Below are 22,097 nucleotides of genomic sequence, written 5' to 3'. Positions count from 1 at the left end.
TCCGGGAGGCGGCACAGGCCGGAGGCGGCTGAATCGTGCTGCCGCCTCCGGCCGGCAGGGCTGCTACGGCAGGTTGCGCGCCATGACGATGCGCTGGACCTGGTTCGTGCCTTCGTAGATCTGGGTGATCTTCGCGTCGCGCATCATGCGCTCGACCGGGTAGTCGCGGGTGTAGCCGTAGCCGCCGAGGAGCTGGACGGCGTCCGTGGTGACCTCCATGGCCACGTCGGAGGCGAAGCACTTGGCCGCGGCGCCGAAGAAGGTCAGGTCGCTGTCGACGCGCTCCGACTTGGCGGCGGCCGCGTAGGTCAGCTGGCGGGCGGCCTCGAGCTTCATGGCCATGTCCGCGAGCATGAACTGCACGCCCTGGAAGTCGCCGATCGGCTTGCCGAACTGCTTGCGCTCCTGGACGTAGCCCTTGGCGTAGTCCAGGGCGCCCTGGGCGATGCCGAGGGCCTGGGCGGCGATGGTGATGCGGGTGTGGTCGAGGGTCTTCATCGCGGTGGCGAAGCCGGTGCCCTCGGCGCCGATCATGCGGTCGGCGGGGATCCGCACGTTGTCGAGGTAGACCTCGCGGGTCGGGGAGCCCTTGATGCCGAGCTTCTTCTCGGGGGCGCCGAAGGAGACGCCCTCGTCGCTCTTCTCGACGACGAAGGCCGAGATGCCCTTGGAGCGCTTCTCCGGGTCGGTGACGGCCATGACCGTGTAGTACTCGGAGACGCCCGCGTTGGTGATCCAGCGCTTGACGCCGTTGAGGACCCAGAAGTCCCCGTCGCGCACGGCGCGGGTCTTCATACCGGCGGCGTCGGAGCCCGCTTCGGGCTCGGAGAGGCAGTACGAGAACATGCCGTCGCCCTTGGCCAGCGGGCCGAGGTACTTCTTCTTGAGGTCCTCGGAGCCGGAGAGGATCACCGGGAGCGAGCCGAGCTTGTTCACGGCCGGGATCAGGGAGGAGGAGGCGCAGACGCGGGCCACCTCCTCGATCACGATCACGGTGGCGAGGGCGTCGGCGCCGGCGCCCCCGTAGATCTCGGGGACGTGGACGGCGTGCAGGTCGTTGGCGACCAGCGCGTCGTGGGCCTCCTGCGGGAAGCGGGCCTCCTCGTCGACCGCGGCTGCGAACGGCAGGATCTTCGCCTCGGCGAGCGAGCGGACGGACTCGCGGAGCATGTCGTGCTCCTCGGCCGGGCGGTACAGGTCGAAGTCGGCAGAACCCGCCAAGACTCTCACTCCCCAAGTGTGATGCGCGTGCGATGCGTGTGCGCTGCGTGATGCTAACTACCGTTAAGTAACCCAAATCTTAGTGTCCGGCGTCATGGCAGCGATATGTACGAGGTACGTGAGCTGCGTGACAGCCGTGTCTCCTGGGGAACGTCCCCGCGGACCGGCCCGACTATGCTCAGTGGCCGCAAACGGCCCCGCACCTCTGGAGCACCCATGGCCCCCCTCAGGATCACTGTGATCGGCACCGGCTACCTCGGCGCGACCCATGCCGCGGCGATGGCGGAGCTGGGCTTCGAGGTGCTCGGACTGGACGTGGTGCCGGAGAAGATCGAGATGCTGGCCGCGGGCCGGGTGCCGATGTACGAGCCCGGGCTCGAGGAACTCCTCGCCAAGCACGTCGCGGGCCTGCCGGGCTCCACCGGGCGGCTGCGCTTCACCCAGTCCTGGGAGGAGGTCGGCGCGTTCGGCGACGTCCACTTCGTCTGCGTGAACACCCCGCAGAAGCACGGCGAGTACGCGTGCGACATGTCCTACGTCGACTCCGCGATGCAGTCGCTGGCCCCGCACCTGACCCGGCCGGTGCTGGTCGTCGGCAAGTCCACCGTGCCGGTGGGCTCGGCGGAGCGGCTCGCCGCGAATCTGGTGTCGCTGGCCCCGGCCGGCGACGAGGTCGAGCTGGCGTGGAACCCGGAGTTCCTTCGGGAGGGCTTCGCCGTGCAGGACACCCTGCACCCCGACCGGATCGTGATCGGCGTCCAGGGCGACCGCGCCGAGAAGCTGCTGCGCGAGGTGTACGAGACGCCGATGGCGGAGGGCACCCCGCTGGTGGTGACCGACTTCCCGACGGCCGAGCTCGTCAAGACCGCCGCCAACTCCTTCCTCGCGACGAAGATCTCCTTCATCAACGCGATGGCGGAGGTCTGCGAGGCCGCCGGCGGCGACGTGGTCAAGCTGGCCGAGGCCATCGGTTACGACGAGCGGATCGGCGCGAAGTTCCTGCGCGCCGGCATCGGCTTCGGCGGCGGCTGCCTGCCCAAGGACATCCGGGCGTTCATGGCGCGCGCCGGCGAGCTCGGCGCGGACCAGGCGCTGACCTTCCTGCGCGAGGTCGACTCCATCAACATGCGCCGGCGCGGGCACATGGTCGAGCTGGCGCGCGAGGCCGTGGGCGGGTCCTTCCTCGGCAAGCGCGTCGCGGTGCTCGGCGCCACCTTCAAGCCGGACTCGGACGACGTCCGCGACTCCCCCGCCCTGAACGTGGCCGGGCAGATCCACCTCCAGGGCGGACAGGTCACCGTCTACGACCCGAAGGGCATGGACAACGCCCGCCGCGTCTTCCCGACGCTCGGCTACGCGGACTCGGCCCTGGAGGCGGCCCGCGGCGCGGAGGTCGTCCTGCACCTCACCGAATGGCGCGAGTTCCGCGACCTCGACCCGGTGGAGCTGGGCGAGGTCGTCACCGACCGCCTCATCCTCGACGGGCGCAACGCCCTCGACACCGGCCGCTGGCGCGCGGCCGGCTGGACGTACCGCGCGATGGGCCGCCCCCGCGCCTAGGCCGTGTCGTCCTACGCCGGTCTGCGGTGCTGGGCAGCCCGGGCCGTGAACTCCGCGTCGCGCAGCACCCGCTGGGCGTTGTCCCAGGTCAGCAGGGCCAGGTCGGTCTCCGACCAGCCCCGCTCGAGCAGTTCCGCGATCAGCATCGGATAGCCCGAGGGGTCGGTCAGGCCGGTCGGCCGGGGGGTGCCCTGCTCGGAGCCGAAGGTGGCGCCGAGGCCCACGCAGGTTGGGCCCGCGACGGCCCGTACGTGTTCCACGTGGTCGGCGACCGCGTGCAGCGAGTCCCCGGTCTGTTCGGCGTCGAAGGTCACCATCGCCAGACCGTTCGCCGCCCGAAGGGCCAGCAGCACCTCGTCGGTCACATTGCCCGGATGCGGGTTCAGCGACGCCGCCGCGGTGTGCGAGACGATCACCGGGGCCTTGGAGGCCCCCGCGAGCTGGCAGGCCACTTCCGGCGTACAGCCGGTCAGGTCCACCAGCATCGCCAGCCGGTTCATCTCCCGGACCACCTCGTGGCCGAAGGGCGTCAGGTCATGGTGGGCCCAGGGCGCTCCCGCGGGCGCGAGGACCCGTACGCCCAGGGCGTGGAACGCACGCAGGGCGCCCAGCGAATCGGTCAGCGTACGGCCGGAAACGGGGCCCAGGAACGAGGCGATCCGGCCCCGGTTGCGGGCATCGGCCATGTCGTCCGCGGTCAGCGCGAGGCACAGGCCGTCGGGGTAACGGCGCATCAGGGCGAGCGCGACGTCGATCTGTTCCAGGGTGTCGGACACCACCTGGTCGGCGGCCGCGGCCTCGCGCGGCAGCAGCGACCAGAACTGGGCGCCGACCCCGCCGGCGCGCAGCCGCGGGATGTCGGTGTCGACACCGCTGTCCGGGGTTTCGATGTCGTGGTACGGGCTCTGGCGCAGGGTCCAGACCAGCGTGTTGTGCCCGTCGGCGACGGGATGCACGGACAGCAGGGCGACGGCCCGCTCCAGGGCGCTGCCCGCCACCGCGGCGGGCAGGTCCTCGGCTCCGGCGGATCCGGGGCCCGCGGGGGCCGTATCGGCGGCGTAAGCGGTGTGCGCGGTGTACGCGGCGTTCTGTTCATCCTGCAGGTCGGCCATGGCGTTCGCTCCGGTCTCGGCGGCAGCAGGGAGGGATGCTGCCACCGTGACACGCCGGACGGCCGGATCGCCCGGCGGATGTGGCGTTCGGGTGTAACCCGCAGGTCACACCACTCGCCACAGCCGCCGGGCGGCGGCTACAGGACCGCGTTGGAGGGGCCGCGGGACGCGGAGAGCCCGCGCGCCACCGATTCGGCGTCGCGCAGCGCCCGTACCGCGTTGGACCAGGTCAGCTTGGCCAGGTCGGCGCGCGACCAGCCGCGCGTGAGCAGCTCCGCGATCAGGTTCGGGTAGCCGGCCACGTCGTCCAGCCCGGCCGGGGTGAAGGCCGTGCCGTCGTAGTCGCCGCCGATGCCGATGTGGTCGGCTCCGGCCACCTCGCGCATGTGGTCGAGGTGGTCGGCCACCGTGGCGGCCGTGGCCACCGGGCGCGGCCGCTCCGCCTCGAAGGCGCGGTGCAGGGCCATCGCCCCGGGCGAGGTGTCCAGGTGGTGGAAACCGTGCGCCCGCAGGTTCTCGTCCGCGGCCAGGGTCCACTCGACCGCTGCCGGGAGGATGAACTTCGGTACGAACGTGGCCATCGCGACGCCGCCGTTGGCCGGCAGCTGCGCCAGCACGTCGTCCGGGATGTTGCGCGGGTGGTCGCACATCGCCAGCGAGGACGAGTGCGAGAAGATCACCGGCGCGGCCGAGACGGCGAGTGCGTCGCGCATCGTCGTCGCGGCGACGTGCGAGAGGTCGACGAGCATGCCGATGCGGTTCATCTCGCGGACGACCTCGCGGCCGAAGTCGCTCAGGCCGCCGTGGCGCGGCTCGTCGGTCGCCGAATCCGCCCAGTCGATCGTGTCGTTGTGCGTGAGCGTCATGTACCGCACGCCCAGCTGGTGCAGGGCGCGCAGCGTGGCGAGCGAGTTGTTGATGGAGTGGCCGCCCTCGGCGCCCATCAGCGAGGCGATCCGGCCGTCGGCGCGGGCCGCCTCCATGTCGTCCGCCGTCAGGGCCCGCACCAGGTCCGCCGGGTAACGGTCGATCAGCTGGGCGACGGCGTCGATCTGCTCCAGGGTGGCGCTGACCGCCTCGTCGCCGGCGAAGTCGGAGCGGACGTAGACCGACCAGAACTGCGCGCCGACGCCGCCGGCGCGCAGCCGCGGGATGTCGGTGTGCAGCAGGCCGCTCTGGTCGCCGGCGATGTCGCGCTGCGCCAGGTCGTAGCGGACCTGCTCGCGCAGGGCCCACGGCAGGTCGTTGTGCCCGTCGACCACCGGGTGCTCGGCGAGCAGCTCGCGGGCCTCGGCGAGGCGGTCCGCCGCCACGGACGTGGGCGCCGCGCTCACTTGCCGAACCCGAAGGACTCCGCGCCCGCGACCTTCGTCCGCAGCCGCTTGCCCTTCTCGGTGGCCTGGTCGTTGAGCTCCTGCTGGAAGTCCTTCATCCGGCCGAGCAGCTCCGGGTCGTGCGCGGCCAGCATCCGTACGGCCAGCAGCCCGGCGTTGCGCGCCCCGGCGACGGAGACGGTGGCGACGGGAACCCCTGCGGGCATCTGGACGATCGACAGCAGGGAGTCCATGCCGTCGAGGTACTTCAGCGGCACGGGGACGCCGATGACGGGCAGCGGGGTCACCGAGGCGAGCATGCCGGGCAGGTGGGCTGCCCCGCCGGCGCCGGCGATGATCGCCTTCAGGCCGCGCCCGGCGGCCTGCTCCCCGTACGCGACCATCTCGCGCGGCATCCGGTGCGCGGAGACGACGTCGACCTCGTAGGGGATCTCGAACTCGTCCAGGGCCTGGGCGGCGGCCTCCATGACGGGCCAGTCGGAGTCCGACCCCATGACGATGCCGATGACGGGACCTGCGGTGGAGGTGCTCATGCCGTGATCGTTCCCCTGAGATAGCCGGCTGCGTGGCGTGCGCGTTCCAGCACATCGTCCAGGTCGTCGCCGTAGGTGTTGACGTGGCCGACCTTGCGGCCGTGTTTCACGTCCTTGCCGTACATGTGGATCTTGAGCTGCGGGTCGTGGGCCATGCAGTGCAGGTACGCCGCGTACATGTCGGGGTAGTCACCGCCGAGCACGTTCGCCATGACCGTCCAGCGGGCCCGGGGGCGGGGGTCGCCCAGGGGGAGGTCCAGGACCGCGCGGACGTGGTTGGCGAACTGGGAGGTGATCGCGCCGTCCTGGGTCCAGTGGCCGCTGTTGTGCGGGCGCATCGCCAGTTCGTTGACGAGGATCCGCCCGTCGGTGGTCTCGAACAGCTCCACGGCCAGGTGGCCGGTGACGCCGAGCTCCTTGGCGATGCGCAGGGCCAGGGTCTGGGCCTCGCCCGCCAGCTCCTCCGAGAGGTTCGGGGCGGGGGCGATCACCGTGTCGCACACGCCGTCCACCTGGACGGACTCGACGACGGGGTAGGCCACGGCCTGGCCGTGCGGGGAGCGGACGATGTTCGCCGCGAGCTCGCGGACGAAGTCGACCTTCTCCTCCGCGAGGACCGGGACGCCCGCCTTGAAGGGGGCCTCCGCGTCCTCGGGGGTGCGCACGAACCACACGCCCTTGCCGTCGTAGCCGCCGCGCACGGTCTTGAGGATGACGGGGAAGCCGCCCACCTCGTCCGCGAAGGCGGCCGCGTCCGCCGGATCGCTCACGATCCGGTGGCGGGGGCTCGGGGCGCCGATCTCGTCGAGCTTGGCGCGCATCACCCCCTTGTCCGCTGCGTGCATCAGCGCGTCGGGCCCCGGGCGGACGGGGATGCCGTCCGCTTCCAGGGCCCGCAGGTGCGCGATGGGCACGTGCTCGTGGTCGAAAGTGATCACATCGCAGCCGCGCGCGAAGGCGCGCAACGTCTCCAGATCGCGATAGTCGCCGATGACGACGTCGCTCACGACCTGGGCCGCCGAGTCCTGTGGGGTGTCACTGAGGAGCTTGAATCTGATGCCGAGGGGGATGCCCGCCTCGTGGGTCATGCGGGCGAGCTGTCCGCCGCCGACCATGCCGACTACCGGGAACGTCACCCCTCCAGAGTATCCGCCGGTATTCGGCCATCGGGACCCGCATGGGCACGGGCCCTGGCCCGTAGTGACCGGCGCGCGCCGTCGTCACGCCCTCGTGTGCCGTGCGTCGCACGGTGTGCGAAGGCACAGACGGGCCGGTGGGACGACACTTAGCATGGCTGGGTTGACCGAAGGCGGCAGACGCCTCCACGGACGCCTCCGCGCGGGGCGGCGAAGGACAGGACCGATCCATCACATGAGCACCCCGCAGCAGGGATCCGCCCTCGATCGCCTCCGCGGCCTGGGCCGCGAGGTCGCGAAGTTCGGGGCCGTCGGCGGCGTGGGCGTGCTGGTCAACCTGGGTGTCTTCAACCTGATCCGCCACACGACGGACCTGCAGGTCGTCCGGGCGAGCGTCATAGCCACCGTCGTGGCCATCGTCACCAACTACATCGGCTTCCGGTACTTCACCTACCGCGACCGAGCGCGTACCGGGGGCTCCCGCGAGCTGCCGCTGTTCGCGGCCTTCAGCGTGTTCGGCCTGGTGATCGAGAACGGCGTGCTGTACACGGCCACCTACGGGTTCGGCTGGGACGGCCCGGCCGCCGCGAACGTGTTCAAGTTCATCGGCATCGGCACGGCCACCGTGTTCCGCTTCTGGTCGTACCGGACCTGGGTCTTCAAGGCCCTGCCGGAACCCGCGCCGGCCCCGGCTGCGGCCCAGGCCCCTGCCTCGGTGGTCGCCGCGCCGCGCGGCGGGGCCGAGAGCGGCCCGAGCGCCGCACGCGCCCCCGAACCCGCCGGCAAGTAGCCGCCCGCGCCCCCTGCGGGCGCCCGCCCGGCTCGGCGCACCCTCCGCAGGCTCAGCGGACCGTCCGCAGGCTCGGCGCACCCTCCGCAGGCTCGGCGCACCCTCCGCAGGCTCAGCGGACCGTCTGCTCCGGCTCCGGCCGCTCCGGCGCCGTCCGGCTCAGGAACAGCGCGAACACCGGCGGATGCGTCTGCAGCAGCTCCAGGCGCCCCCCGTCGGCCTCCGCGAGGTCCCGGGCCACCGCCAGGCCGATCCCGGTGGAGTTGCGGCCGCTGATCGCCCGCTCGAAGATCCGGTTGCCGAGGTCCGCCGGGACCCCCGGCCCCTCGTCCGTGACCTCCAGCACCGCCTGGTTCCCGATCACCCGGGTCCGCAGCGCGACCGTGCCGCCCCCGTGCATGAGCGCGTTCTCCACGAGCGTGGCCAGCACCTGCGAGACCGCGCCCGGGGTGCCGACGGCCCGCATGCCCGTCTTGCCGGAGCGGACGATGGCCCGGCCCGCGCTGCGGTAGGCCGGCCGCCACTCCTCCACCTGCTGCTTGACGACCTCGTCCAGGTCGAAGGGGACCGCCGAGCCCGTCCGCGGGTCCCGCGAGTTCGTCAGCAGCCGTTCGACCACGTCCGTGAGCCGCTCCACCTGGGTGAGGGCGATGCTCGCCTCCTCCCGTACGGTCTCCAGGTCCTCGGTGACCGTGATCTCCTCCAGCCGCATCGACAGGGCCGTGAGGGGGGTGCGCAGCTGGTGCGAGGCGTCCGCGGCCAGCCTCCGCTCGGCGGTCAGCATCCGGCCGATCCGCTCGGCGCTGGAGTCCAGCACGTCCGCGACCCGGTCCAGCTCGGGGACCCCGTAGCGCTTGTGCCGGGGCCGCGGGTCGCCGGAGCCCAGCCGCTCGGCCGTCTCGGCCAGGTCGGTGAGCGGGGAGGCGAGCCGGTTGGCCTGCCTTACGGCGAGCAGGACGGCCGCCACGACGGCGAGCAGCGCCACCGCGCCGACCACGGCCAGGGTCCGCCCGACCTCGCGGGTCACCGTCGAGCGGGACTCCTCGACGACGACGATCTCGCCCTGCTCGCCCTTGGCGGTGCCGCGGATGACGCTGTCGGGGATCCGGTCGCCGACGTCCACGGGCGGCTGCCCGGGAACGGTGATCCGGGCGTAGCGGCCCATGTCCAGCTGCTCGGCGAGGGCCTGGGCGTCGATGGGCTTGTGCTCCAGGACGCTCGACTCGACGATGCCGACCAGCCGCAGCGCCTCGGACTCGATGCGGTCCTGGGCGCTGCTGGTGATCGTCCGGGTCTCCACGATCACGAGGGAGACCCCGAAGACGGCGATGACGACGAGCACCACGGCGAGCGTGGAGTTGATCAGGCGGCGGCGCATGCTCCGGTGCCGCTAGCTCTTCTCGAAGCGGAAGCCGACGCCCCGGACGGTGGCGATGTAGCGCGGGTTCGCGGCGTCGTCGCCCAGCTTCTTGCGGAGCCAGGAGATGTGCATGTCGAGGGTCTTGGTGGAGGACCACCAGGTGGTGTCCCACACCTCGCGCATCAGCTGGTCACGGGTGACGACCCGGCCGGCGTCGCGGACCAGGACCCGCAGCAGGTCGAACTCCTTGGCCGTGAGCTGGAGCTCCTCCTCCCCCATCCAGGCGCGGTGCGACTCGACGTCGATCCGCACGCCGTGGGTGGCGGGAGCCTGGGTGGCGTCGTTGGCGCCGCGCCGCAGCAGGGCCCGGACCCGGGCCAGCAGCTCGGCGAGGCGGAAGGGCTTGGTCACGTAGTCGTCGGCGCCGGCGTCCAGGCCGACGACCGTGTCGACCTCGTCGGCCCGGGCGGTGAGCACGAGGATGGGGAATCCGTGGCCCTCGGCGCGCAGCCGGCGGGCGACCTCGAGGCCGTCCATGCCGGGCAGGCCCAGATCCAGGACGACGAGGTCGACGCCGCCCTGCAGTCCCGCGTCCAGGGCGGTGGGGCCGTCCTCCCGGACCTCGACCTCGTACCCCTCCCGGCGCAGGGCGCGGGCCAGGGGCTCCGAGATGGATGCGTCGTCCTCGGCGAGCAGTACACGCGTCATGTGGGTGATGGTAGTCCGCGGGGACGATGTGGAGGGGCGCACCTGCACACCCCTGCCGATCTGGTCTTATGTCTGAGGGCGGCCTTCGAATGTGGCCAAACGGTTCCCTGCCTGCCTGTGATCCATGTCTCAAGTCCTTTCATATGCCGCAGTGTCGTGTCGTATGGTGGCGAGACGCCTGATGCACTACCTCTGAGACCTTTGTGCCGAAAAGCGAGCCGAAGGTCTCGATTCTGTCCGGATCGATCAGGGGGTCTTGACGACCTGCCTCTTCGACTTCGGTGACAGTGAATGACCTGTGGGCCGGGCCCCGCGCGAAGGTGCGCTTGGGGCGTGGATCCCGGTTACGGATATCCCGCTGCCCCCCTCCTCACGGGACGGGGGCAGACCCCTGGGCGTGGGGTGGGACACCCGTCGCCGGTGCCGGCCACCCCCCACCGGGCGCTGTTCCGCTCACGAAGCGAAGCGTCCCGACCAAGCAAGGATCGACGATGGCTTCCAGCCTGACGAGGGACTCGGCCGCTACCGGCGAGAAGACCTTCCTCGGCCACCCCACCGGCCTGGCCTTCCTCTTCATGACCGAGATGTGGGAGCGCTACAGCTTCTACGGCATGCGCGCGCTGCTCGTGCTCTACCTGGCCACGAACGTGGCCGACGGTGGTCTCGGGATGAACGACGCGACCGCGGTCGCGATCTACTCCGTCTACAACGCGATGGTCTACCTGCTCGCCCTCCCGGGCGGCTGGCTGGGCGACCGCGTCTGGGGTGCCCGCAAGGCCGTGGCTGTCGCGGGTGTCGTCATCATGACGGGCCACTTCCTGCTGGCCGTGCCGGCGACCGTCTCGTTCTTCATCGGCCTGGCGCTCATCGCGGCCGGTTCCGGCGTGCTGAAGGCCAACATCTCCACGATGGTCGGCCAGCTGTACCGGGACGAGAACGACCCGCGCCGCGACGGCGGCTTCACGATCTTCTACATGGGCATCAACCTCGGTGCCTTCGTCGCCCCGCTGACCATCGGCTGGGTCGGCCAGGAGGTCAACTGGCACATCGGCTTCGCCATGGCCGGTGTCGGTATGGCCCTGGGTCTGCTGTTCTACTTCATCGGCTTCCGCCACCTGAACCCGGTCTCGAACCAGGTTCCGAGCCCGCTGAGCGCCGAGGAGAAGTCCTCGGTCGTCAAGAAGGGCCTGATCTGGCTGGGCGTCGCCGCCGCCGCCTACGCGATCATCGGCCTGGCCGGCATCTTCACGATCAACTACGCCCTGTGGCCGCTGACCATCGCCGGTCTCATCCTCCCGGCGTGGGCGATCCTGCGGATCAAGCGCGACAAGGACCTCTCGGTGGTCGAGCGGTCCCGCATGTCGGCGTACGTCTGGTTCTTCGCCGCCGCCGCGATCTTCTGGGCGATCTACGACCAGACCGGCTCCACGCTGGCCCTGTTCGCGAAGGACAGCACGGACAGCACGCTGTTCGGCTTCTCGTTCCCGGAGAGCTGGTTCCAGTCGCTGAACCCGCTGTTCGTGATGGCGCTCGCGCCGGTCTTCGCCTGGCTGTGGGTGGCCCTCGCCCGCCGCTCCAAGGAGCCGACCACCCTCGCGAAGTTCTCCTTCGCGCTGGTCATGATCGGCGCCTCCTTCGGCGTCATGATGGTCGCCCAGGGCCTGGCCGGCGGCGACGTGAAGGTCAGCCCGATGTGGCTGGTCGGCGTCTACTTCATCCAGACCGTCGGCGAGCTCACCCTCTCCCCGGTCGGCCTGTCGCTGACCACCAAGCTGGCGCCGCAGAAGTACGCCTCCCAGATGATGGGTGTCTTCTTCCTCGCGGTCACCGCCGGTGACTCGACGATCGCGCTGCTCCAGCTGCTCGGCGCCCCGACGGACACCCAGGGCTGGTTCGCCACCCAGGGCGTGCTCGCCGTCCTCGCCGGCATCGCGATCTACATGTACCGCAAGAAGGTCCAGCCCCTCATGGGCGGCGTGCACTGACGCACCCCCCGTACGCGCGCCGCGGCCCGGCACACCTCCTGGTGTGCCGGGCCGCCGGCGTTGTACGGCGGGAGCGGATTCAGGCGCCCTTCACCTCGGAGGTGAACCCGACGAGGAACGACTTGAAGCCGCACCCGACCTTGGCCTTCGATCCCGTCGACGTCCATCCGCTGCGGTAAGTGCGGCGGACCACGTGTTCCCGCACGCCCTGCACCGTGTCGCACGTGATCACGGCGCGGTGCGCCGCACCGGAGGGGAAGCGCCCCTTGCAGGCGGAGGTGACGTTGGGCCGGCCCAGCCGGTCCATGTCGGCGGTCGCGCGACAGCCTCCGTCCATGCCGCCAGCGGGCGCGGCCGCCGCGACCGGGGCACCGGACACGCCCAGGGCCATGGCGGCGGCCACTGCCACGAAGACGGATGTGAGCTGCATGCATGGCTCCGTTCATCCAGCGGATTCTGACGTTCCGCTCTGGCGGCCGAAGCTATCCGGCGCAGCGCCCCGGGACCGCGAAGCCGTGCGCGTCACACCCGTACGGGGGACGTGCACGGCTTCGGTCGTTCGTGCTGGTGCGGCTACCGCGTGCCGCGCAGGCGGCGCCACGGGGTGAAGGTGAAGACCGCGCCGCCGAGCAGGATCACCGTGCCCGCGACCAGGGCGAGGGCCTTGATGCCGCCCTCGTCCTCGGCGCCCGTCTCGGCCAGGCCGCCGGAGGCGGTGGTGGAGCCGGTGGTGGCCGGCGAGCCGGAGCCGCCCTCCTGGGCCGTGGTGTCGAGCTCCAGCGAGACGCCGCTGCTGGCCGCCTTGCAGGGCACGTTGATCGGCGTGGCCCCCGGGGCCATCGTGACGTCGATCGTCAGCTGGTCCGGGCTCAGCGTGACCTTGCCGGTCTTGCCGGGCTTGTAGGTGCCGGTCATGTCGCTGAGGCTGACCGGGGCCTTGTCCGGGATCGGCTCCGCGTTGGCCGGGCCGGAGACCTTGACCATGCCGCTGTCTGCGCCACCGAGCTTGATGTTCATCGAGGGCTTGAGGGCCCCCGCCGGCAGGGCCATCGGGCTGGCCATCGCGCCCTTGGCGGTCTTGACGGTCAGGTCGTAGCTGCCGCCGTTCTTCTTGGCGTTGACCGTGACCGGGGTCTTGATGCCGCCGGGGACGACCGGACCGCAGTCGAAGGCGACCTCGACGGGCTTGCCCGGGAAGTCGGTCTGGCCCCCGCCGCCACCGCTGCCACCACCGCTGCCACCGCTGGTGGACCCGCCGCTGGTGGACCCGCCGCTCGTGGACCCGCCGCTGGTCGATCCACCGCTCGTGGACCCGCCGCTCGTCGTGCCGCCGCTGGTGCCGGCCGCCACGTCGATGGTGGCCCCGACACCCACGTCACCCGTGGGGGCGCACTTGGTGACGAAGGTGCCGAAGGAGAAGGTGACCGCGACGTCGTACTTGCCGGGGGTCAGCGTGATCTTGCCCGGTTTGGTGAGCTTCAGCTTCCCCTTCATCGTGGACATCTGCATGGGGGCCTTCTTGGGGATCGGCGGGTTCTTCTTCTCCCCGACGACCTTCAGCTCGCCGCCCCCGCCGCCCACCGTGATCCAGCCGGTGGGCTGGACCGAGTCCTGTGGGATGTCCATCAGGTCCGTGTTGTTCGAGGCCGGCTTCACGGTCTCCCAGGACACCTCGACCTCGTCACCGACCTTCGCCGAGGCCGGAGCGCTGACCTTGGCGGTGGTCTCGCCCTCCACCGGGTCGCCACCGCCTGCCGGCGGTACGCACTTGACGTTGAACTTGGTCTCGGCCGCCTGGGCAGGAGTGGCCCCGATGGCTATACCGGCGCCGCCGAGCAGCAGCGCGATCACGGCCGCGCTCACCCTCCGTTGGGTCTTCACAAATGTCCTTTCGTCGTCGGGCTGTTCTCAGACGGTGCGGACGCCTGTGGTGCCTGTGGTGCCTGTGGTGATCTCGGTCCCGGCGTGCTGTCCGGGGTGAACCACGGCAGGACCGCCGTGGGGGTCTGGGGGGACACCGATGCGGTACCCGCCGCAGCCGGCGCCGCCTTGGAAGCCGCGTCCGGCCCCGGCGCCTGCGCACCCCGGTGGCGGCCGCCGGCCGGCGCCGTACGCGGCCGGACCCTGTCGACGACGGCCATGCCGGTCCGGAAGACCGCGGCCGGGATCACCAGCAGGAGCAGGCCCCAGAACAGCAGCACCCCGTACGGTCGGTCCACGCCCCAGGGCTGGGTGGCCACGACCGTGTCGCCGTACTTGAGGGAGACCGTGTAGTCCCCGTGGGCCCCCGCCGCGAGGCTGACGTCCAGCCGGACCTCCGCCTTGCCGCCCGGCGGGATCGTGCCCTTCCACCGGACCTCGTCCCACAGCGGTGCGAACACCCCGTGGGCGGTGCCGAGCTGGAAGACCGGGTCCTTGACCGGGACCGAACCGAGGTTGCCGACGGTGACCGTGAACTTCCTGCTGGGCGGGGCGCCGAACCAGGTCAGCACCCCGTCCTCGCCCTCGAGCCGGACCCCGGTGAGCATCGCCAGGCGCGCCGTGCCGGACTCGGCGGGCAGCTCGGCCACCGGGTGGTCGGTGATCTTCAGGGGGGCGGCGACGGTGGACTGGTCCCCGTTGACGGAGGTGACGTTCACGACGCAGGGGCAGGGCTTGGGCGGTGCCACCACGGGCAGCCGGGCCGTGAAGTGCCCGTCGTCGCCGACCGAGACCGCGGTTCCGTCCGCGTTGGCGCAGCTGTTGGTGCCGCCGATCATGTTCTGCCCGCAGACCAGCAGCATCACCAGGGTCCTGGCCCGCCAGCCGGTGCCGGTGACGGTGATCTCCATGCCCTTCGCGGCCTCCTGGAGCGAGAGCGCCACGGCGGGCTTGCCCTCGGCGGCCATCGCGGCCGGGGCCGGGGCCGGGAACAGGGTCAGGGCGCACAGCGCCAGCCCCGCCGCGAGGAGGGCCCCGACCTTGCCGCCGACCGTTCCGCCGACCTTGGTGCTCACCTGGATGCTCCCGTCAGCTCGTGTTCCGGTGTCCGGTTGCCCGCGGGTCCGGGCTCCTCGTACTCCGGCGGCTCCCTGCGGCTGCGCCGGTTCCGTACGAGGAGCAGCGCGGCCGCGGTGACCGAGCCGAGGCCGAGCAGGCCGGCGCCGGTCCGGGCCGCGACCCCCCAGGGCACGAACCACGCCGAGGCGGTGGCGGTGGCCGGGGCCGCGCCGGGGGCGGTGACCGTGAGGGTGAGGGCGACGTCGTCGAGGACCGGGGCTCCGGGCCAGGGCTCGGTCAGCGACACCCGCTGGCCGGGGAGCAGCTCCACCGGGAGGGCGCGGGCGGTCCGGCCCGGGACCTCTCCGAAGAGGCCCTCGGCGCGGAGGGCCAGTTCGGGGGCGAGGGCCACGTTGCCGCGGTTGACCAGGGTGTACGCGACCACCGCGCGGGCGCCCTTGCCGCGTACGGAGACCTCCTCGACCGTGAGGACGGCCAGCGTCGGGCCGCCGACGCGCAGGTGGACCCGTACGCCTGCCTCGTGGCCGTCTTCGGTGGCGACCACGGCGGCCGGGTGGTCGCCGGGGAGGGCGGCGGGCGGCAGGGTGACGGTGAAGGGGACCACCGCGCGGGTGCGGGGCGGGATCTTCACGGTGGCGCCGGCCCCGAAACTGATCCAGGACCCGGCGCCGGCCGATTCCTGCACGGGGCGCACGGCGAACGCGCCGTCGGCCGTGTTGTAGGCGTCGGCCCCGCGCAGGGTGACGGTGTGCTCCCGGTCGGAGGTGTTGGACAGGGCCAGCCGGTCCTCCAGGACGGTGCCGGGCGGGCCCGCGAGGTAGAAGGACGGCCGGGCCGCTGCGGCGCTGCCCGCGGCGGGCTCGGCGGTCCAGCCGGGTTCGTCCGCGGCGGCGGCGCCCGGGGCACCGAGCAGCAGGGCCGCGGCGAGCAGCGCGGAGCACAGGCGCCGGACGGAACCGAGGGTGTGGAGCACGGGCATGGCCGGGGGTGCTCCGTTCAGGACCGGGCCCGCTGGCCGCGCCGGGTCAGCCAGAGCACGCCGGCGGCGCCGGTGAGCAGCACGGTGCCGCCGAGGGTGCCGAGGGCGAGGGCGGAGTCGGTGGGTCCGGTCTGCGGGAGGGTGTCTTCCGGCGTGCCGCCGGACTGCGGACCCGCCGTCACCTCCAGCTCCAGGGACGGCTTGGGGCTGTTGCCGGGGGTGCAGGTGGTGGTGGTCCCCAGGGCCTTGATGGTGAGCACGCCCGCGGTGAAGGTGACCTTGCCGCTCTTCTTGGGGGTGTAGGTGCCCGAGAGGTCGGTGATCTTGATGGGAGTGTTGGCGGGCACGGCCTCGGGGTTGGGCGGTCCCGAGACCGGCACGGACACCTTCTCCGCCCCGTCGGCCATGATGACGGCGCTGGGGCTCATCGCGCCCTTGCCGAGTTCGACGGGGCTGGACGAGACGCCCTTCTGGAAGGACATCGTCAGCTTGTAGCCGTCGCCCTCCTTGACGGCCTTGATGTCGATGGGCGACACCGCCGATTTGTCCCCGATGGGGGTCTTGCAGTCGTACGCGACGTCGACGACGTCGGCGTGGGCTGCGGGGGCGGCCAGCAGGACCGCCGTTCCGGCCAGCGCGGAGGCCAGCGCAAGCGCGGTGGAGCGTTTCCGGTCGGACACCTTCGTCTTCCCCTCGGGCCACAAGTTACTGACGACACATCAGATTGGTGGCTCAAGGTACGCCCGGGACCTTACGGAGGGAAGACACGGGACAGGCCTGGATCCACGGCCTTTCGGCCGCCTGGATTCAGGCCATGTCCGGGCGCATCGGCGGTCGTTCAGGCAGCGCGGACGCCTCGCTGCCAGACGGCGGAGACGAGCGGGACACCAGGACGGTAGGCCAGGTGGACGTGGCTCGGGGCCTCCAGGAGGGCCAGGTCGGCCCGGGCTCCGGGGGCGATCCGGCCGATGTCGGTGCGGCGCAGCGCCCGCGCGCCACCGGCGGTGGCCGCCCACAGCGCCTCGTCCGGGGTCATCCGCATGTCCCGGACCGCGAGCGCGATGCAGAACGGCATGGAACTCGTGTACGAGGAGCCCGGGTTGCAGTCGGTGGACAGTGCGACGGTGGCGCCCGCGTCGATGAGGCGGCGGGCGTCGGGCCACTGGGCGCGGGTCGAGAACTCGGCGCCGGGCAGCAGCGTGGCGACGGTGGTGTCCGCGGCCTGTACGAGGGCGTCCACGTCGGCGTCGGTGAGGTGGGTGCAGTGGTCGGCGGAGGCGGCCTCCAGCTCGACGGCGAGCTGCACGCCGGGGCCGTAGGACAGCTGGTTGGCGTGCACGCGCGGGATCAGGCCGGCTGCGGCGCCGGCGGTGAGGATCGCGCGGGCCTGGTCGCCGTCGAAGGCGCCCTTCTCGCAGAACACGTCCACCCAGCGGGCGTACGGGGCGCAGGCCGCCAGCATCTCGCCGGTGACGAGGTCGACGTAGCCGGCCGGGTCCTCGGCGTAGTCGGGGGAGACGATGTGCGCGCCGAGGTAGGTGACCTCCTCGGTGTGCGCGGCGGCGATGCGCAGGGCGCGGGCCTCGTCCTCGACCGTGAGGCCGTAGCCGGACTTGGTCTCGAACGTGGTGGTGCCCTGACGGCGGGCCTCGTCGAGGTGGCGCAGCAGGTTGGCCTCGAGCTCGGCGTCGGTGGCGGCGCGGGTGGCGGCGACGGTGGTGCGGATGCCGCCGGCGGAGTAGCTGCGCCCGGACATCCGGGCGTTGAACTCGGCGGTGCGGTCGCCGGCGAAGACGAGGTGCGAGTGGGAGTCGACGAAGCCGGGGATCAGCGCCCGGCCCTGCGCGTCGAACGCCGCGTCGGTGGCGGGGGCGCTGCCGGCCGGGCCGACCCAGGCGACGGTCTCCCCGTCGATGACGACGGCTGCGTCCCGGATGAGCCCGAGGGGACTGCCGTCGCCGAGGGCGGGGTCGTTGGTGACGAGGCTGCCGATGTTGGTGACGAGGGTGGTGGTCATGGTTCCCTTCGGGAAACTGGGGCTCCGCCCCAGACCCCGCGCCTCAAACGCCGGCGGGGCTGGAATGTGGGGGAAGGACAACGTCAGCCGCGGAGGGCCGCGATCGATTCGGCCAGGGCCGACGGGACGTCCGGGACGAGAGTGTGCGATCCGTCGCGGACGATGTGGCGGCCGCCCACCACCGTGTGGCGGACATCGGCGGCCGTGGCCGCGAAGACCGCCGTCTCGGCGCCCAGCCGCGGCAGCGGACCTGCCGTGCGGACGGAGTCCAGGGCGATGGTGGTGAAGTCCGCGAGCGCCCCCGCCTCCAGGCGGCCCGCGTCCGCGAGTCCCAGCGCCGCGTGCCCGTCCGCCGTGGCGGCGGTCAGCAGTGCGTTCGCCGTCCAGTGGCCCCGGGTCCGGCTGCTCAGGCGCTCGTTGAGCTCCATCGCGCGGGCCTCCTCCAGCAGGTCGATCACCGCATGGCTGTCGCTGCCGAGCGAGAGCGGGCTGCCCGCGTGCTGGAGCCGCCTGGCCGGGCCGATGCCGTCGGCGAGGTCCCGCTCCGTCGTGGGACACATGCACGTACCGGTCGTGGTGCCGCCCAGCAGCGCGATGTCCCCGTCCGTCAGGTGCGTGTTGTGGACGCCGGTGGTGCGCGGGCCGAGCACCCCGTGGTCGGCCAGGAGCTGGGTCGGGGTACGCCCGTGCGCGGCCCGGCAGGCCTCGTTCTCGGCGGTCTGCTCGGAGAGGTGGACGTGCAGCGGGGCCTGCCGCTCCTCGGCCCAGCGGGCGACCGTGGCCAGCTGCCCGGCCGGTACGGCGCGCACGGAGTGGATCGCCGCCCCGATCAGGGCGTGCCCGCGGGGCTTGAGCGCCGAGACGCGCTCGGCCCAGGCGTCGGCCGTCCCGTCGGAGAACCGCAGCTGGTGCGGGTTCGGGGCCTGTCCGAAGCCCGACGACAGGTACGCCGTGTCGAGCAGCGTGATCCGGATGCCCGCCTCGGCGGCCGCCTCGATCAGCGCCTCGCCCATGGCGTTCGGGTCCGCGTACGGGGCGCCGCCGGGCGCGTGGTGGACGTAGTGGAACTCGCCGACGTTGGTGATGCCGGCCAGCGCCATCTCCGCGTACACCGCCCGCGCGAGCGCGAAGTACGTGTCGGGGGTGAGGTTCTGGGCGACCTGGTACATGAACTCGCGCCAGGTCCAGAAGGTCCCGGAGCCCACCTGCACCAGCGAGCGCAGCGCCCGGTGGAAGGCATGGGAGTGCGCGTTGGCCAGCCCCGGAACGGTCAGGCCGCGCAGCACCTCGGCCCCCGGCGGCGGGGTCTCGACCCCGGTCCGCAGGGCGGCGATCCGCCCGTCGGCGCCCGCCTCGAGGGCCACGCCCGGCTCGACGTGGGTGCCGAGCCAGGCGTGTTCCAACCAGTACGTCTTCACCGGCAGGCCAGTCCTTCCAGTACGTCGGCCAGCGCGAGGACGCCGGCCACGCAGTCGTCCTCGGGGGCGAACTCCCGCGGGGAGTGGGAGACCCCGGTGGGGTTCCGTACGAACAGCATCGCGGTCGGCACGGCTGCGGAGAGGATTCCGGCGTCGTGTCCCGCCCCGGTCCCGAGGACGGGGACGGAGCCGCCGAGGATCCGGTTCATCTCGTCGCGCAGGGCGTGCTCGAACTCGACGACCGGGGTGAAGGACTCCCGGACGATGGCCAGGTCGATGCCGTCCTGGTCGGCGCGCTCGCGGGCGGCCTTCTCGACTGCGGTGACCACCGCGTCGAGGGTGGCCTGGTCGGCGGCGCGGGAGTCGAGCCAGCCGCGGACGAGGGACGGGATGGCGTTGACCCCGTTCGGCTCGACGGCGATCTTGCCGAAGGTCGCGACGGCGCCGGCGAGGGCCGCCTCGGTACGGGCGGCCAGCACGGTCGCCGCGTACGTGAGCATCGGGTCGCGGCGGTCCACGAGGCGGGTGGTGCCGGCGTGGTTGGCCTCGCCGTGGAAGTCGAACCGCCAGCGGCCGTGCGGCCAGATCGCGGAGGCGATGCCGACGGCGTCACCGGACAGGTCCAGGGCCCGGCCCTGCTCCACGTGGAGCTCGACGAACGCGCCGATGCGGGCGAGGCGCTCCGGGTCGGCCCCGATGGTGTCGGGGTCGTACCCGGCGGCCTCCATGGCCCGGGGCAGGCTGATCCCGTCGGCGTCGCGGAGCTCGTACGCCTTCTCCTTGGTCAGCTGCCCGGCGGCGAGCCGGGAGCCGACGCAGGCGAGGCCGAAGCGGGCCCCTTCCTCGTCGCCGAAGTTGGTGATGGCCAGGGGCCTGGCGAACTCCGCGCCCCTCCTGCGGAGTTCGTCCAGGGCCGCGAAGGAGGACACCACGCCGAGGGGGCCGTCGAAGGCACCGCCGTCGGGGACGGAGTCCAGGTGGGAGCCGGTGACGACGGCGTCACCGGCAAGGGGGTCGCCGAGCCAGGCCCACTGGTTGCCGTTGCGGTCGGTCTCGTACGCGAGGCCGCGGGCCTCCGCCTGGGCCCGGAACCAGCTCCGGCAGTCGGCGTCGGCACCGGTCCACGCGTAGCGGCGGTACCCGCCGGAGTCGGCGTGCCGGCCGATGGGGGCGAGCTCGTTCCACATGCTGTGGAACGAGCTCGCCCCTGCGGGGTTGTCGCTCACGCGTCGTCGCCCTCGCGCATGGGGACGCGGACGCCGCGCTCGTCGGCCACCGACTCGGCGATGTCGTAGCCCGCGTCGACGTGGCGGATGACGCCCATGCCCGGGTCGTTGGTGAGGACGCGGCGGATCTTCTCGCCCGCGAGCTTGGTGCCGTCGGCGACGGTGACCTGGCCGGCGTGGATCGAGCGGCCCATGCCGACGCCGCCGCCGTGGTGGATCGAGACCCAGGAGGCGCCGGAGGCGACGTTGACCATGGCGTTGAGCAGCGGCCAGTCGGCGATCGCGTCGGAGCCGTCGAGCATGGCCTCGGTCTCGCGGTACGGGGAGGCGACGGAGCCGCAGTCGAGGTGGTCGCGGCCGATGGCCAGCGGGGCGGCGAGGGTGCCGTCGGCCACCATCTCGTTGAAGCGCTCGCCCGCCTTGTCGCGCTCGCCGTAGCCGAGCCAGCAGATGCGCGCCGGCAGGCCCTGGAAGTGGACGCGCTCGCCGGCCATCTTGATCCAGCGGTGCAGCGACTCGTTCTCCGGGAAGAGCTCCAGCATCGCCTTGTCGGTCTTCGCGATGTCCGAGGCCTCGCCGGACAGGGCCGCCCAGCGGAACGGGCCCTTGCCCTCGCAGAACAGCGGGCGGATGTACGCCGGGACGAAGCCGGGGAAGGCGAACGCACGGTCGTAGCCGGCCAGCTGGGCCTCGCCGCGGATGGAGTTGCCGTAGTCGAAGACCTCGGAGCCGGCGTCCATGAAGCCGACCATGGCCTCGACGTGCTTCGCCATCGACTCGCGGGCCCGCGTGGTGAAGCCCGCCGGGTCCTTGGCCGCGTACGCCGCCATGTCGTCGAAGTCGACGCCGGTCGGGAGGTACGCGAGCGGGTCGTGCGCGGAGGTCTGGTCCGTCACGATGTCGATCGGGGCGCCCTCGGCGAGCATCTGCGGGAGGAGCTCGGCCGCGTTGCCGAGCAGGCCGATGGAGAGGGGCTTGCGGGCGTCGCGCGCCTCGACCGCGAGCTGCAGCGCGTGCTGCAGGTTGTCGGCCTTCACGTCCAGGTAGCGGTGCTCGATGCGGCGCTCGATGGCGCGCGGGTCGACGTCGATGCAGATCGCGACGCCGTCGTTCATCGTCACGGCCAGCGGCTGGGCGCCGCCCATGCCGCCGAGGCCGGCGGTGAGGGTGATGGTGCCGGCGAGGGTCCCGTTGAACTTCTTGGCGGCGACGGCCGCGAAGGTCTCGTAGGTGCCCTGCAGGATGCCCTGGGTGCCGATGTAGATCCAGGAGCCGGCCGTCATCTGGCCGTACATGGTCAGGCCCAGGTGTTCCAGACGGCGGAACTCCTCCCAGTTGGCCCAGTCGCCGACCAGGTTGGAGTTGGCGAGCAGGACGCGCGGCGCCCACTCGTGCGTTTGCATCACGCCGACCGGGCGGCCGGACTGGACCAGCATCGTCTCGTCCTGCTTGAGGGTCCGCAGGGTGCGGACCATCGCGTCGTACGAGCGCCAGTCGCGCGCCGCCTTGCCGGTGCCGCCGTAGACGACGAGCTTGTCGGGGTGCTCGGCGACCTCGGGGTCGAGGTTGTTCTGCAGCATCCGGAGGGCGGCTTCCTGCTGCCATCCCAGGGTGCTGAGCTCGGTGCCTCGCGCAGCACGTACGGGGCGGGGTCCTGACATGGCGGTGCCTCCTCCGGTGTTGGTCAATCTATTCACATCCTGACTTCCTGAATAGAT

Annotated in this window: 19 protein-coding genes; 3 read left to right on the top strand and 16 right to left on the bottom strand. The window is 72.2% G+C overall.

Going from position 1 to position 22,097, the window contains the following annotated elements:
* Positions 1 to 63: 63 nt before the first annotated feature.
* Positions 64 to 1,221, bottom strand: coding sequence for an acyl-CoA dehydrogenase family protein (locus ACZ5WG_RS19100; RefSeq protein ID WP_468724495.1), 1,158 nt, complete (start codon positions 1,219 to 1,221; stop codon positions 64 to 66).
* Between the two features lie 216 nt (positions 1,222 to 1,437).
* Here ACZ5WG_RS19100 and ACZ5WG_RS19095 point away from each other — a divergent pair, with 216 nt between their 5' ends.
* Positions 1,438 to 2,781, top strand: a complete 1,344-nt coding sequence (locus ACZ5WG_RS19095; RefSeq protein WP_468724493.1) for a UDP-glucose dehydrogenase family protein — start codon at positions 1,438 to 1,440, stop codon at positions 2,779 to 2,781.
* Positions 2,782 to 2,792: 11 nt separating this feature from the next.
* On the opposite strand, the gene ACZ5WG_RS19090 is transcribed toward ACZ5WG_RS19095, so the two are convergent.
* The 4 genes from ACZ5WG_RS19090 to ACZ5WG_RS19075 all read right to left on the bottom strand — a co-directional run bounded on the left by ACZ5WG_RS19090 (position 2,793) and on the right by ACZ5WG_RS19075 (position 6,875).
* A complete protein-coding gene (locus tag ACZ5WG_RS19090) occupies positions 2,793 to 3,893 on the bottom strand; it encodes a dipeptidase (RefSeq protein WP_468724492.1) in 1,101 nt (366 codons plus the stop codon).
* A gap of 137 nt (positions 3,894 to 4,030) precedes the next feature.
* Positions 4,031 to 5,227 (bottom strand): dipeptidase, encoded by a 1,197-nt coding sequence (locus tag ACZ5WG_RS19085; RefSeq protein ID WP_468724491.1) that lies wholly within the window; start codon positions 5,225 to 5,227, stop codon positions 4,031 to 4,033.
* A complete protein-coding gene (gene purE, locus ACZ5WG_RS19080) occupies positions 5,224 to 5,760 on the bottom strand; it encodes a 5-(carboxyamino)imidazole ribonucleotide mutase (RefSeq protein WP_468724489.1) in 537 nt (178 codons plus the stop codon). The genes ACZ5WG_RS19085 and purE overlap by 4 nt, the downstream gene beginning before the upstream one ends.
* A complete protein-coding gene (locus tag ACZ5WG_RS19075) occupies positions 5,757 to 6,875 on the bottom strand; it encodes a 5-(carboxyamino)imidazole ribonucleotide synthase (RefSeq protein ID WP_468724562.1) in 1,119 nt (372 codons plus the stop codon). Before ACZ5WG_RS19075 ends, purE begins: the two co-directional genes overlap by 4 nt.
* 256 nt (positions 6,876 to 7,131) lie before the next feature.
* Here ACZ5WG_RS19075 and ACZ5WG_RS19070 point away from each other — a divergent pair, with 256 nt between their 5' ends.
* Positions 7,132 to 7,686 (top strand): GtrA family protein, encoded by a 555-nt coding sequence (locus ACZ5WG_RS19070; protein WP_468724488.1) that lies wholly within the window; start codon positions 7,132 to 7,134, stop codon positions 7,684 to 7,686.
* Between the two features lie 112 nt (positions 7,687 to 7,798).
* On the opposite strand, the gene ACZ5WG_RS19065 is transcribed toward ACZ5WG_RS19070, so the two are convergent.
* Together ACZ5WG_RS19065 and ACZ5WG_RS19060 are read right to left on the bottom strand one after the other, a co-directional pair.
* Positions 7,799 to 9,064 carry an ATP-binding protein gene (locus tag ACZ5WG_RS19065; protein WP_468724487.1) on the bottom strand — a complete coding sequence of 422 codons (1,266 nt, stop codon included), beginning with the start codon at positions 9,062 to 9,064 and terminating at the stop codon, positions 7,799 to 7,801.
* Positions 9,065 to 9,076: 12 nt separating this feature from the next.
* On the bottom strand, positions 9,077 to 9,754 hold the full coding sequence (locus ACZ5WG_RS19060) for a response regulator transcription factor (protein WP_030865957.1): 678 nt from the start codon (positions 9,752 to 9,754) through the stop codon (positions 9,077 to 9,079).
* Between the two features lie 491 nt (positions 9,755 to 10,245).
* Here ACZ5WG_RS19060 and ACZ5WG_RS19055 point away from each other — a divergent pair, with 491 nt between their 5' ends.
* Positions 10,246 to 11,739, top strand: coding sequence for a peptide MFS transporter (locus ACZ5WG_RS19055; RefSeq protein WP_468724485.1), 1,494 nt, complete (start codon positions 10,246 to 10,248; stop codon positions 11,737 to 11,739).
* 79 nt (positions 11,740 to 11,818) lie between these two features.
* Here the strand turns inward: ACZ5WG_RS19055 and ACZ5WG_RS19050 are convergent, their stop codons facing one another.
* The 9 genes from ACZ5WG_RS19050 to hutU form a co-directional block, all read right to left on the bottom strand.
* Positions 11,819 to 12,169, bottom strand: a complete 351-nt coding sequence (locus ACZ5WG_RS19050; protein WP_468724484.1) for a hypothetical protein — start codon at positions 12,167 to 12,169, stop codon at positions 11,819 to 11,821.
* A 143-nt stretch (positions 12,170 to 12,312) separates the two neighbouring features.
* On the bottom strand, positions 12,313 to 13,602 hold the full coding sequence (locus tag ACZ5WG_RS19045; RefSeq protein ID WP_468724483.1) for a hypothetical protein: 1,290 nt from the start codon (positions 13,600 to 13,602) through the stop codon (positions 12,313 to 12,315).
* Positions 13,603 to 13,616: 14 nt separating this feature from the next.
* Positions 13,617 to 14,735: a hypothetical protein gene (locus ACZ5WG_RS19040; protein ID WP_468724481.1), complete on the bottom strand. Its 1,119-nt coding sequence runs from the start codon at positions 14,733 to 14,735 to the stop codon at positions 13,617 to 13,619.
* Positions 14,732 to 15,718, bottom strand: coding sequence for a COG1470 family protein (locus tag ACZ5WG_RS19035; protein ID WP_468724479.1), 987 nt, complete (start codon positions 15,716 to 15,718; stop codon positions 14,732 to 14,734). Before ACZ5WG_RS19035 ends, ACZ5WG_RS19040 begins: the two co-directional genes overlap by 4 nt.
* 17 nt (positions 15,719 to 15,735) lie before the next feature.
* Positions 15,736 to 16,398: an LPXTG cell wall anchor domain-containing protein gene (locus ACZ5WG_RS19030; protein ID WP_468724477.1), complete on the bottom strand. Its 663-nt coding sequence runs from the start codon at positions 16,396 to 16,398 to the stop codon at positions 15,736 to 15,738.
* 158 nt (positions 16,399 to 16,556) lie between these two features.
* Complete coding sequence (gene hutI / locus ACZ5WG_RS19025; RefSeq protein WP_468724475.1) at positions 16,557 to 17,735, bottom strand: imidazolonepropionase; 1,179 nt, start codon at positions 17,733 to 17,735, stop codon at positions 16,557 to 16,559.
* 83 nt (positions 17,736 to 17,818) lie between these two features.
* A complete protein-coding gene (locus ACZ5WG_RS19020; protein ID WP_468724561.1) occupies positions 17,819 to 19,159 on the bottom strand; it encodes a formimidoylglutamate deiminase in 1,341 nt (446 codons plus the stop codon).
* A complete protein-coding gene (locus ACZ5WG_RS19015) occupies positions 19,150 to 20,340 on the bottom strand; it encodes an allantoate amidohydrolase (RefSeq protein ID WP_468724559.1) in 1,191 nt (396 codons plus the stop codon). The genes ACZ5WG_RS19020 and ACZ5WG_RS19015 overlap by 10 nt, the downstream gene beginning before the upstream one ends.
* Positions 20,341 to 20,375: 35 nt before the next feature.
* On the bottom strand, positions 20,376 to 22,040 hold the full coding sequence (hutU, locus tag ACZ5WG_RS19010) for a urocanate hydratase (protein WP_468724473.1): 1,665 nt from the start codon (positions 22,038 to 22,040) through the stop codon (positions 20,376 to 20,378).
* Between the last annotated feature and the right edge of the window lie 57 nt (positions 22,041 to 22,097).

This window comes from Streptomyces sp. NPDC032745 (assembly GCF_055579465.1).
The sequence above is the reverse complement of the archived record's forward strand: the minus strand, read 5'-3'. Positions and strand labels throughout refer to the sequence as shown.